Genomic DNA, 11,597 nt, shown 5'->3' on the forward strand with positions numbered 1-11,597 from the left:
GACAGTTCCCATCTCGCAGGAAAGACCACATGGTATCCACCCTTTGGGCGCAGTGGCGTCCCCCCTTGCCCTGGCAGGCGCTGCTGGCGCTTGTCAGCTGTCTTGGCACCCTTCTTGTCACCGGAGCGGCGCTGGCCCACAACGTCACCGAAGGCGACGCGGGCTATGTCCAGGAGGTGACGGGCTCCCACCCCATCGCCTTCATCTATCTCGGTGCCAAGCATATGGTGACGGGCTATGACCACCTTCTCTTCCTTGCCGGAGTGATCTTCTTTCTTTACCAGGCGAAGGACATCGCCACCTGTGTCAGCCTTTTCGCCATCGGCCATTCGGTCACGATGATCGCCGGTGTCTGGTGGCAGATCGCCATCAACGCCTACATCATTGACGCCATCATCGCGTTCTCGGTGGTCTACAAGGCGCTGGACAACCTTGGCGCCTTCCGGTTGTGGTTCGGCGTCCAACCCGACACCAAGGCCGCGACGCTGATCTTCGGCCTTCTGCACGGCTTCGGTCTGGCGACGAAGATTCAGGACTATGACATCTCGCCCGACGGGCTTCTGGGCAACCTCATCGCCTTCAATGTGGGCGTCGAGATCGGCCAGCTGATGGCACTGGCGCTGATCCTTCTGGCGATGCGCCAGTGGCGCGCGCGCCCGGCTTTCGCGCGGCAGGCCTATGCCGCGAATGTCCTCATGATGGTGGCTGGCTTTGCCCTGATGGGCCTGCAGATCACCGGCTACTTCGTCGCCTGAAGGAGAGCGCATCCCATGACCAGTCGTTACGACACTTCGCTGCGGGCCGAGCCCCGCGCCGCCGTTCACACGGTCCCCGCCACCCCCGGTGGCCTGATCCGGTCTACCTTGCTTGCCGCGGGGGCCGCGGGAGCGGTCCTTGTCCTGTTCTGGCTGCCGGCCGAATACGGGATCGACCCGACGGGCATGGGCAGGCTGACCGGATTGACCGAAATGGGCGAGATCAAGCAGCAGCTTGCCGCCGAGGCCGACGCAGATGCGATGACCGCAGCAGCGTCGGCCCCCGTGCCGACCGCGCCCGTGGTGGCCGCACCCGAGATCCTTGCCCGACTTGACCGGATCGACGCCCAGCTTGCAGCCATCGCGGCGGTGATCGGCACGTCGCCCAGCAGTGCGGCCTCGGCCCCCGAGACCCCGATCGCGGCACCCCCCGATCCTGTCGAGGCGGCAGTCGCCGGGGCCACTACCCCGGATTGGCGCGACGAGGTCAGCTACACCCTGAACGCCGGCGAGGGGATCGAGGTGAAGCTGGCGATGCAGGAAGGCCAGACTGCCCGCTACGAATGGACGGCGAATGGCGGCGTGGTGAACTTCGACCTGCACGGCGATGGCGGAGGGCAGAAGCTCAGCTACGAACAGGGCCGAGCCGTTCCCGAACAGACCGGAGAGCTGACCGCGGCCTTCACCGGCAACCACGGCTGGTTCTGGCGCAACCGCAGCGACGCGCCCGTGAGGGTGACGCTTCGCACGGGGGGCGACTACCAGGAACTGCGCGCGCCGTGAGCCGCCCGGCCGGGGTGCAGATCGGCACTTGCACCCCGGCCCCATTCGCCTATGTTCGCCCTTACCTCGGGGAGCCGTCACCGGCTGAGATGCGAAAGCGAACCCGTCGAACCTGAACCGGATCATACCGGCGGAGGGAAGGTGCATGGGTTCTCCATCCCCGACCATTCCGTCGCAACATGGAGACTATGATGCAAAGACACCTCCTTGCTGCGGGCCTTCTGACCATCGCAACGCCTGCTTTGGCCGAAACTCCCGTGCTTACAGTCCTGACCTACGACAGCTTCACTTCGGAATGGGGTCCCGGCCCGGCGATCGAGGCGGCCTTCGAGGCCACCTGCGCCTGCGACCTGCGCTTCGTTCCGGCAGGTGACGGTGCCGCGCTGTTGGCCCGCGTCCAGCTGGAAGGCGCGGCCTCGGACGCCGATGTGGTCCTTGGACTGGACACCAGTCTCACCGCCGCCGCCAGTGCCACGCAACTCTTTGCGCCACATGGGAAGACTGCGTCCACCAACCTGCCGGTTGACTTTGCCGACCCCAACTTCCTGCCCTTCGACTGGGGCTGGTTCGCCTTTGTCCACGACAAGACAAAACTGCCCGAGCCGCCGAAATCGTTCGAAGCACTCGCCGCCTCGGACCTGAAGATCGTGATCCAGGACCCGCGCTCCTCGACCCCCGGCCTAGGCCTGCTGATGTGGGTGAAGGCCGCCTATGGCGACCGCGCGCCCGAGATCTGGCAGGGCCTTGCCGACAACATCGTCACTGTCACCCCCGGATGGTCCGAGGCCTATGGGCTGTTTCTGGAAGGCGAGGCGGACATGGTGCTGTCCTATACCACCAGCCCGGCCTACCACCTGATCGCGGAAAGCGACGACACCAAGGGTGCCGCGTTGTTCGACGAAGGCCACTACATGCAGATCGAGGTCGCGGGGAAGCTGGCTTCCTCCGACCAGCCGGACCTGGCGGATCAGTTCCTTGACTTCATGCTGACCGAAGCCTTCCAGTCGGTCATTCCGCAGACGAACTGGATGTATCCGGCGGTCACCCCCGCGTCAGGCCTGCCAGAGGGCTTTGACGCCTTCCGCCCCGCGAAGTCGCTGCTGCTGGCGCCCGCACAGGCACAAGCCGCCCGCGACGCGGCACTGGCCGAATGGCAAGCCGCGCTCGCCCGCTGAACCTGATCGCCCCAGCGCTGGCAGCCCTGCTGCTGGCGCTGGTCCTCGCCCCCCTGGCCGCCGTGGGCTGGCGGGGGGCGGGGCTTTCGCTTGGCCCGGCCGACTGGGCCGCCGTTCGCTTTTCGATCACGCAAGCCCTTCTGTCTGCTGTCTTTTCCACCGCTCTTGCCATCCCGGTTGCCCGCGCATTGGCCCGTCGCCGCTTTCCCGGTCGGACCCTGCTTATCACCCTGATGGGAGCGCCCTTCCTGCTGCCTGCCGTCGTCGCTGTCCTGGGTCTTCTTGCCGTCTTCGGCCGCTCCGGCCTGCTCAATCAGGCCCTCATTGCCCTCGGCCTGCCGCCCATTTCGATCTACGGCCTGCATGGCGTTGTCCTGGCGCATGTCTTCCTGAACCTTCCCCTTGCCACCCGGATGATCCTGCAAGGCTGGCTGTCCATCCCGTCCGAGCGCATCCGTCTGGCGCAATCCCTGGGCTTCGGCCCGTCCGAGACCTTTCGCCATCTCGAAGGGCCCATGCTGCGCGAGGTGCTGCCCGGCGTGGTGCTGGTGATCCTGGTGATCTGTCTGACCAGCTTCGCCGTGGTCCTGACGCTGGGCGGAGGGCCTTCCGCCACCACGATCGAGCTGGCGATCTATCAGGCGGTGCGGTTCGAGTTCGATCTGTCGCGTGCGGCGGGGCTTGCCGGGGTACAGCTGGCGGTTGGGTCGCTGGCGGCTCTGGCTGCCTGGCTGGTGACCTCACCCGCCGGCTTTGGCGCCGGGCTGGGGCGGGAGTTGAACCTGTCCGCCCCGGAAGGCTGGCGAAGGGCGGGGGACATCGCCGCGCTGAGCGCGGTCGCGCTGTTCCTGAGCCTGCCGCTGGGGGCGGTCCTGTTGCGCGGGTTGCCGGGCCTTTCGGACCTTCCCGCTGTGGTCCTGCCCGCAGCCGGTCGGTCCGTGCTGGTGGCGCTTGCCTCGTCAAGCATCGCCACGACAGCGGCGCTGACCCTGGCCCTCGCCGCCGCGCGCCGTCCGCAAATGCTGCTGGGGGCAGCGGCGACCCTGCCGCTGGCGACCTCGGGGCTTGTGCTTGGGACCGGACTTTTCCTGCTGATCCAGCCCTTTGCAACGCCGATGACGCTGGCCCTTCCGGTCACCATCCTGGTCAACGTGGCGCTTTCGCTGCCCTACCTTTACCGCATCCTGTTGCCCGAGGCTCGCGCGGTGCACAGTGACTACGGTCGTCTTGCCGACAGTCTGGCGATCCAGGGCTGGTCGCGCCTGCGCTGGCTGATCCTGCCGCGTCTTGCGCGTCCCCTTGGCTTCGGCGCAGGGATCGCCGCAGCCCTTTCAATGGGCGACCTGGGGGTGATTGCCCTTTTCGCCGGGGAACGTCAGGCGACGCTGCCGCTTGTCGTCAGCCAGCTGACCGGCGCCTACCGGATGGAGGCCGCCGCCTCGGCCGCGCTGATCCTTGTCACCTTGTCCTTCGCCCTGTTCTGGGCCTGTGATGCCGGAGGCCGCCGTGCTGCAGCTTGATCGCCTGACCCTCACGCAAGGCAGCTTCCAGATGACTGCCGACTGGTCCGCAAACCCCGACGCCCGGATTGCCGTCATGGGGCCATCGGGGGCGGGGAAATCCACCCTGCTTGCCGCAATCGCGGGCTTCCTTAAGCCGTCGTCAGGCCGCATCCTGTGGCAGGGGCGCGATCAGGCGGATGTCCCGGCCGGAGAGCGCCCGGTGACCATCCTGTTTCAGGACCAGAACCTGTTTCCGCATCTGACCGTGGCGCAGAACCTGGGGCTTGGCCTGCGTCCCGACCTGCGGCTGACCCCTGCAGACCGGGCGCGGCTTGACGAGGCGTTGGCCCGCGTCGGCCTGGACGGGATGGGACCCCGCCGTCCCGCCCAGCTTTCCGGCGGGCAGGCCAGCCGGGCGGCCCTTGCGCGTGCGCTCTTGCGCGCCCGACCGATCCTGCTGCTGGACGAGCCCTTTGCCGCGCTGGGTCCCGCTTTGCGGGGCGAGATGCTGGACCTGGTGCGCGCGGTGGCGGACGAAACCGGGGCGCTGGTTCTGATGGTCACCCATGACCCGAAGGATGCTCTGGCGCTTGGGGGCGATACGGCCTTTGTGGCGGAGGGAATCGTGCACGCCCCCGTCGAGACGCGGGCGCTTTTCGCCAATCCGCCAAAGGATGTGCAGGACTACCTGGGCCGCACATGAAAAACCCCGCACCAGGGCGGGGTTTTTTGAAAGTATTGTGCAGGATGATCAGGCGTGCAGCTTCTTGCCCTTGATCCCGGCCCAGATGCGCTTGTTGGTCAGGTAAAGCAGCGTCGACAGCAGCACCAGGAACAGCACGCTGACAAAGCCCGCATTCTTGCGGTCCATCAGCTTCGGCTCGGCCGCCCACATCAGGAACGAGGACACGTCCTCGGCCATATGATGCACCGTGGCCGGATGACCATCGGCATAGGTCACCTGGTCGTCGGACAGCGGCGGCGCCATCGCGATCCAGCCGCCGGGGAAGGCGGTGTTGCCATAGAAGTACGAGCCGAATTCTTCCTTTTCCTCGCCAGTATAGCCGGTGAGGATCGAATAGATGTATTCCGGCCCGCCCATCCCGCGGAACAGCTGGTTGATGCCGGTGCCGTAGGGACCGTGGAACCCTGCGCGGGCCTTGGCCATCATGGACAGATCCGGCGCGCCAGCCCCGGTGTTGGCCGGGAAGTTGTCGGTCGGCAGGCCCTCGCGGTCCTCGCCGGTTTCCTTGTCGGTCACCGTGAACTGCGTGGCATAGGCCCGAACCTGATCCTCGGGGATGCCGGGGCCGCCTTCGTCGGACAGGGTGCGCAGCGGAACGTACTTAAGTCCGTGGCAGCCCGAGCAGACCTCGGTATAGACCTGGAGGCCGCGCTGGAGCTGGAACTGGTCGAACTTCCCGAACGGGCCTTCATGGGCGAAGGCCACGTCCTCGATGTGCGTCTCTTCACCGGCGGCGATGGCACCGCCGGCAGTCAGTGTCAGCGCCGATGCGGCGATGAGTGCGATGTTGCGGATCATGGTTGGTATCCTCTCACTCGGCCGCGATGGTCTTGGTCCCGCCGGTGGTCGGCGAGTAGTGGGCGTTGAAGTCTTCCTCGATGGTCGCGGGCTGGGCCAGCGGCTTCTCGATCACGCCCAGAAGCGGCAGGATCACCAGGAAGTAGGCGAACCAGTAGGCCGAGGCGATCAAGGAGATCGTGGCATAGGGTTCTTCCGCCGGCATCGCGCCGCACCACATCAGGACGATGAAATCGACGACCAACAGCGCGAACCACCACTTGAACATCGGGCGATAGCGACCCGACCGGACAGAGGAGGTATCGAGCCACGGCGCCAGCGCCATGACCGCGATCGCGCCGAACATCGCCAGCACGCCGAAGAACTTGGCGTCGATGATGCCGAAGGACAGCCACTCGGCCGCGATGACGACCCAGACGTCCGCGGTGAAGGCGCGCAGGATCGCGTAGAACGGCAGGAAATACCATTCGGGTACGATATGCGCGGGCGTCGCCAGCGGGTTCGCCTCGATGTAGTTGTCGGGGTGGCCCAGATAGTTCGGCATGAAGCCGACGATGGCGAAGAAAACCGCCAAGATGACCGCCAGCGCGAACAGGTCCTTCATAACGAAATAGGGCCAGAACGGAACGGTGTCACGCTCGGCCTCTTCCTTCGATCCGCGGCGAACCTCAACACCCGTCGGGTTGTTGTTGCCGGTGGTGTGGAAAGCCCAGATGTGGACGGCGACCAGGGCCGCGATCACGAAGGGCAGCAGGTAGTGCAGCGAGAAGAAGCGGTTCAGCGTGGCGTTGTCGACGGCCGGGCCGCCCAGAAGCCAGGTCTGGATCGATTCCCCCACACCGGGGATCGCACCGAAGAGGCCGGTGATGACCGTGGCACCCCAGAACGACATCTGCCCCCACGGGAGCACGTATCCCATGAACGCGGTGCCCATCATCAGAAGGTAGATGATCATGCCGACGATCCAGGTGATCTCGCGCGGGGCCTTGTAGCTGCCGTAGTAAAGACCGCGGAAGATGTGCAGGTAGACGGCGAAGAAGAACAGCGACGCGCCGTTCATGTGCAGATAGCGGATGAAGTAGCCGCCGTTCACGTTCCGCATGATGTGTTCGATCGAGGCGAAGGCCATGTCGACATGCGGCGTGTAGTGCATCGCCAGGATGATCCCGGTGACGATCTGCAGCGCAAGGCAGAAGGTCAGGACGATGCCCCAGATCCACATCCAGTTCAGGTTCTTGGGCGTGGGGATCATGATGGTGTCGTAAAGGAGCCCCGCGATGGGCAGGCGCTTGTGCAGCCAGCGCTCACCAGCGGTCTTGGGCTCGTAATGGTCGTGCGGAATTCCGGCCATGAGTGTGATCCTTACCCAAGCTTGATCGTGGTTTCATCGGTGAACGCGGCGACCGGCACCGGCAGGTTGCGCGGGGCGGGCCCTTTGCGGATGCGGCCCGAGGTATCGTAGTGCGAGCCGTGGCAGGGGCAGAACCAGCCGCCAAACTCACCCGCGCCGTCGCCCAGCGGCACACAGCCAAGGTGGGTGCAGACACCCATCATCACCAGCCATTCGCCGGCATCGTCCAGGGAACGGTTCGTGTCCGAGGCGTCGGTGCCCGGCTTGTTCGCGTTCTCGGACCCGGTGTCGGGCAGGTCGGTCAGCGCTGCGGCGCGCGCGGACTCGATTTCCTCGGCGCTGCGGCGGCGGATGAAGACCGGCTTGCCCAGCCATTTCACCGTCAGCTGCGTCCCGACCTCGACGCCCGACACATCGACCATGATCGAGGCCAGCGAGCGGACATCGGCCGAAGGGTTCATCTGGTTGACCAGAGGCCAGACTGCGGCGCCCGTGGCAACCGCCCCGGCACCTGCCGTTGCGTAGTACAGGAAATCCCGCCGAGTGCCTTCGCCGGTGCCTGCGTGATCGTCTGCGTGGGACACGAGATCTTCTCCCCTTTCAGGCCGGTGGATGCCGACCCATATGACTTGAGGGGCAATGGATATTCCATGCCCCGCCGCGCGTGTATCTAGCCAAGGCTTTCCGCCTCGTCCAGCGGACAAAGGCGCGCAGGTCCGCATTTCTGTGCGGCACTTGGTCCAGTGTGTCGCGTGGGTCGCGGGTTCAGGCGGCGGGCGCGGTCGCCTGCATGGAACGGCGGGCGGAAAATTCGGCGAACCAGGCGGCCAGCGCGGGGTGCATCGCGCGCCAGTCCCGCTCGGCGTGGCGAAGATCGAGATATCCCAACCCGCAGCCGACGGCGACCAAGCCCATGTCCACGGGGCCCGACAGATGGCTCAACCAGCGCTCCTCAAGCGCGTCCAGTGCGCGGGCGATCTTGGCCCATTGTCCCTCGACCCAAGCCGGAGAGCGGGTGTCCTCGGGGCGGACCTGCATCTCGTATCGCATCAGGACGGCGGCTTCGGCGATGCCGTCGCCGGTGGCTTCGATCACCAGGGTATCCCAGAGGTGCGGGGCGGCGGGGTAGAGGCCCGCGTGCAGGAGGTCGTCGAGATAGCGGGTGATCACCCGGCTGTCGTAGAGGGTCGGTCCGTCGGGTCGTTCCAGCGCCGGGATCTTGCCAAGGGGGTTGCGGTCGACGGGCAGCGTGCCGGGGTCGAGCGGGTGTCCTGACACGGGCACGAGGGTGACGCGGTCGGCTGCCCCGGCTTCATGAAGGAGGACCATGACCTTCCTGACGAAAGGCGACAGCGGTGCGTGAAAGAGCTTCATTCTTCAGTCGCTCGCACGCGGAGGCGGGCCATCAGGCCGGCGTCGAATTCGTAGCTGCGGCCCCGGAAGCGGACCACCCGGCGGACCCTGGCAGTCGCGTTGGTCTGGCGATCCCCCGGATTGTCGGCGACCCGGTCGACGGGGCGGTGGAGGGTGAGGCCTTCGCCCAGGTCGTCGAGGGCGTCCTCGGCCCGCTGGTCGGTGCGGCCGGGGTGGGTGGCGGAGCGGATCCATCGGGTCACGGCCCAGGTCGTCGTCGCGACCAGACCCAGGCGGACGGCGAGGGGGATCAGGGGGGCGAGGGGCAGGGGCATGAGAACCTCCGGGAAACGCTGGCCGACTGTAGGGGCGGAGGGGGCGCCGTGTAAACTGGCTGTGCGAGTGTCCACGGTGGTCAAGATCGTTATAGGAATTGATTTCAATAGCTTGGCCGCGGACGGTAACGGAAGTTTAACGATTGGCCAAAGCCATGCGCACCGCGGCGGATCAGGTCCCGCCGAGCAGCCAGTCGTTCACGGCCTGCGCCATCTCTTCCGGCCGCTTGCCGCTGGTGTGATAGGTGGTGAAGGGAAGCATTTCGGGTGGGTCGCGCAGGTCCAGCTCCATCCGGTAGGTCGTGCCGTCGCTGTCGGTGCTGACCCCGACCCGCGCCCGGTCCAGCCGGTCGAGCCGGTGCATCGTCTGTGTCAGCCCAAGAACCGAACGCCGGGTCCGGGTCACGGTTCCGGCGCTGCGGTCAAAGGTCAGGCGCACCCGCTGCACCATCAGCGCGCCGATCAGAAGTGGCACACCAACGCCGATCAGAAGCATCATCACGCCACCGAAGATCTCTCCCGAGGCAAGGATCGCCATGCCGCCGAAGGCAAAGACCAGTGCCATGACGATCATCAGGATGCCGATGAACCAGGGTCGATCCTCGATCATCAGCAGATTGTCAGTGCGGTGGATGACCTTCATGGCAAATCCCGGATCAGCGCGGCAATTGCTTGCGCGGCGGCGTCACCTTGCGACAGGGCCGTTGCCGCACGGGCACGGATTTCGGGGGTCTTGCTCTGGTTCAGCTTCCAGGTGCCATCGACCGAACTGACGTGGAAGCGGAAGGGCAGGATCATCCGCATCATCCGGGGCATCGCGCCTTCGGTCATCTTGGCGCTGGTCCAGGGGCGCTTGTCGGCGATTCGGGTTTCATGTTCAGCCGAGAGGGCATCGACATGGGGGCGCAGCGCGTCCTCGGGCAGGGGTTCGAGGGTTCCGCGCAAGTGGACGGCGACATAGTTCCAAGTCGGGACTTGGTCCGGGACGTCCTGATGCGGGCCGTACCAGTCAGGTGAGATGTAGGCATCGGGGCCGGAGACGGCGAGAAGGGCCGGGGCGGGCAGATCCGCGCGGGCGATGGGGTTCGAGCGGGCGAGGTGCAGGTCTGCAAAGCTGGCGTCGTCGTTCAGAAGGAACGGGATGTGGGCAGCCAACGGGCCGTCGGGGCCGTTGACCGACAGGATGCCGAAGCCCCGGGCGCGCACGAAGGCGAGGTTCCGGTCGCGGGGCTCCTGGCGGAAGGCGGGGTTCGGGTGCATTGCGGGGGGCTTTCGGGCGCAGCGGGTGGCGACAGGACAAAATCCTTCGAAGGATTTTGCAAATCTTTTCGAAAAGATTTGCGCTTTTCGAGCGACGTCGTCTTCTCGTCGCGGACCCGCGAGGAGTGACGACGTCATCGACGAGCCGACAAACGGAAAAGGCCGCCGAGGTTTCCCCCAGCGGCCCCTGATTCCGTCAGCCGAAGGCGGCTAAGCCCTGGCGGGCTCAGCCTTGACGCGCTTTGTAGCGCTTCTGCGTCTTGTTGATCACATAGACGCGGCCTTTGCGGCGCACGACCTGGCAATCGCGATGACGCGTCTTCAGCGAGCGGAGCGAGTTCGCAACCTTCATCGATCTTCTCCTTGTTCGCGGCGCGTCTGCGCCAGTGAAAACAACGTGCCCCCATCACTGGAAGCGGTGAATGGTGGGCGGTACTGGGATCGAACCAGTGGCCACGACGCTGTCAACGTAGTGCTCTACCGCTGAGCTAACCGCCCACTTGCCCGATGCGCTGCCCCTGTCGCCAGTCGTTCCCCTTGCGGTGAAACGAAAAGGACGCGGGGCAAACCGCGTCGGTCGCCGGGTCTATACTGGCAAGCGCCGGGGCCTGCAAGGGGTTTTGGCTTTCGGAATTATGGGGCTATATCGAAGGATGGAAACGGAGGCGCATGTGGGGCGGACAGAGACCGAGGCCTATGTCCTGACCCGCCCGGAACGGCGGTCCGGGCCGATGATCTTCGCCTCGCCCCATTCCGGGCGGGACTACCCGGCCGCGTTCCTGGCGCAGGCGGTGCTTGACCGGCACGCGATCCGCTCGTCCGAGGATGCCTTCGTCGACGAGTTGTTCGGGATGGCGCCGCAGATGGGGGCACCGCTTCTGGCGGCGCGGGTGCCCAGGGCCTACCTTGACCTGAACCGGGCGGCAGACGAGCTGGACCCAGGCGTGATCGAGGGGCTGGTCCGGGTGCCGCACAACCCGCGAATCTCGTCCGGCCTGGGGGTGATTCCCCGGGTGGTGGCCGGGGGCAGGGCGATCTATCGCGGAAAGCTGTCGCTGGCCGAGGCAGATGCGCGGCTGAAGCGGTACTGGCATCCCTATCACCAGGCGCTGGCCAGGCTGATCGAGGACGTCCGCTCCGAGTTCGGGCAGGCAGTGTTGATCGACTGCCACTCCATGCCGCACGAGGCGATCGAGGCGCATACCCGGCCAGGCCAGCCGCGTCCCGAGGTGGTGCTGGGCGACCGTTACGGCGCGACGGCGGGGCGCGAGGTGATGGAGCGCGTCGAGGCGGCTTTTGCGGGCGCGGGCTTGCGGGTGGGTCGCAATGCGCCCTTCGCGGGGGCCTATGTGGCGCAGGCCTACGGGCGCCCCTCGCGCGGGGTGCATGTGGTGCAGGTCGAGATCGACCGGGCGCTTTACATGGACGAGGTGCGGGTCGAGCCGCTGGCGGGATTCGCGGACTTCCGGGCGCTGATCGCCGGGGTGGTGGCCGAACTGGTCGGCGGTGCGGGCGAGGTGCGACTGGCGGCCGAGTGAGG

The 11,597-nt window shown here is 66.3% G+C and carries 14 protein-coding genes, 1 tRNA gene and 1 riboswitch; of the genes, 6 read left to right on the forward strand and 9 right to left on the reverse strand.

What is annotated here, in order from left to right:
- The first annotated feature begins 29 nt into the window (after positions 1-29).
- From Q8M85_RS01520 to Q8M85_RS01540, 5 genes are all read left to right on the forward strand, one after another.
- The gene (locus Q8M85_RS01520; protein WP_305539363.1) at positions 30-755 is read left to right on the forward strand and encodes a HupE/UreJ family protein; all 726 of its coding nucleotides are present in this window, start codon (positions 30-32) and stop codon (positions 753-755) included.
- 15 nt (positions 756-770) lie between these two features.
- Positions 771-1,538, forward strand: coding sequence for a hypothetical protein (locus tag Q8M85_RS01525; RefSeq protein ID WP_305539365.1), 768 nt, complete (start codon positions 771-773; stop codon positions 1,536-1,538).
- A gap of 57 nt (positions 1,539-1,595) precedes the next feature.
- Positions 1,596-1,694, forward strand: a riboswitch (TPP riboswitch).
- A 35-nt stretch (positions 1,695-1,729) separates the two neighbouring features.
- Entirely contained in the window at positions 1,730-2,713 is a 984-nt protein-coding gene (thiB, locus tag Q8M85_RS01530; RefSeq protein ID WP_305539367.1) for a thiamine ABC transporter substrate binding subunit, read from the forward strand.
- Entirely contained in the window at positions 2,689-4,233 is a 1,545-nt protein-coding gene (locus Q8M85_RS01535; RefSeq protein ID WP_305539369.1) for a thiamine/thiamine pyrophosphate ABC transporter permease ThiP, read from the forward strand. Before thiB ends, Q8M85_RS01535 begins: the two co-directional genes overlap by 25 nt.
- Positions 4,220-4,918, forward strand: coding sequence for an ATP-binding cassette domain-containing protein (locus Q8M85_RS01540; RefSeq protein WP_305539371.1), 699 nt, complete (start codon positions 4,220-4,222; stop codon positions 4,916-4,918). Before Q8M85_RS01535 ends, Q8M85_RS01540 begins: the two co-directional genes overlap by 14 nt.
- A gap of 48 nt (positions 4,919-4,966) precedes the next feature.
- Here Q8M85_RS01540 and Q8M85_RS01545 read toward each other — a convergent pair whose 3' ends face one another.
- The 9 genes from Q8M85_RS01545 to Q8M85_RS01585 form a co-directional block, all read right to left on the reverse strand.
- Complete coding sequence (locus Q8M85_RS01545; protein ID WP_305539372.1) at positions 4,967-5,758, reverse strand: cytochrome c1; 792 nt, start codon at positions 5,756-5,758, stop codon at positions 4,967-4,969.
- A 13-nt stretch (positions 5,759-5,771) separates the two neighbouring features.
- The gene (petB, locus tag Q8M85_RS01550) at positions 5,772-7,109 is read right to left on the reverse strand and encodes a cytochrome b (protein WP_305539373.1); all 1,338 of its coding nucleotides are present in this window, start codon (positions 7,107-7,109) and stop codon (positions 5,772-5,774) included.
- Positions 7,110-7,120: 11 nt separating this feature from the next.
- On the reverse strand, positions 7,121-7,693 hold the full coding sequence (gene petA, locus Q8M85_RS01555) for a ubiquinol-cytochrome c reductase iron-sulfur subunit (protein ID WP_305539375.1): 573 nt from the start codon (positions 7,691-7,693) through the stop codon (positions 7,121-7,123).
- Between the two features lie 181 nt (positions 7,694-7,874).
- Positions 7,875-8,483 carry a glutathione S-transferase gene (locus Q8M85_RS01560; protein ID WP_305539377.1) on the reverse strand — a complete coding sequence of 203 codons (609 nt, stop codon included), beginning with the start codon at positions 8,481-8,483 and terminating at the stop codon, positions 7,875-7,877.
- Positions 8,480-8,797 (reverse strand): hypothetical protein, encoded by a 318-nt coding sequence (locus Q8M85_RS01565; RefSeq protein ID WP_305539379.1) that lies wholly within the window; start codon positions 8,795-8,797, stop codon positions 8,480-8,482. Before Q8M85_RS01565 ends, Q8M85_RS01560 begins: the two co-directional genes overlap by 4 nt.
- Before the next feature lie 172 nt (positions 8,798-8,969).
- Positions 8,970-9,440, reverse strand: coding sequence for a sodium/calcium exchanger protein (locus Q8M85_RS01570; RefSeq protein ID WP_305539381.1), 471 nt, complete (start codon positions 9,438-9,440; stop codon positions 8,970-8,972).
- Positions 9,437-10,057 (reverse strand): FMN-binding negative transcriptional regulator, encoded by a 621-nt coding sequence (locus tag Q8M85_RS01575; RefSeq protein ID WP_305539383.1) that lies wholly within the window; start codon positions 10,055-10,057, stop codon positions 9,437-9,439. The genes Q8M85_RS01570 and Q8M85_RS01575 overlap by 4 nt, the downstream gene beginning before the upstream one ends.
- A 226-nt stretch (positions 10,058-10,283) precedes the next feature.
- Positions 10,284-10,409 (reverse strand): type B 50S ribosomal protein L36, encoded by a 126-nt coding sequence (gene ykgO, locus Q8M85_RS01580; RefSeq protein WP_023666132.1) that lies wholly within the window; start codon positions 10,407-10,409, stop codon positions 10,284-10,286.
- Positions 10,410-10,480: 71 nt separating this feature from the next.
- Positions 10,481-10,555, reverse strand: a tRNA-Val gene (locus Q8M85_RS01585).
- A gap of 155 nt (positions 10,556-10,710) precedes the next feature.
- On the opposite strand from Q8M85_RS01585, the gene Q8M85_RS01590 reads away from it, so the two are divergent.
- Positions 10,711-11,595 (forward strand): N-formylglutamate amidohydrolase, encoded by an 885-nt coding sequence (locus tag Q8M85_RS01590; protein ID WP_371135169.1) that lies wholly within the window; start codon positions 10,711-10,713, stop codon positions 11,593-11,595.
- The last annotated feature ends 2 nt before the right edge of the window (positions 11,596-11,597 follow it).

The organism is Tabrizicola sp., assembly GCF_030694085.1.
In the GTDB taxonomy this organism is placed as follows: Bacteria; Pseudomonadota; Alphaproteobacteria; order Rhodobacterales; family Rhodobacteraceae; genus Tabrizicola.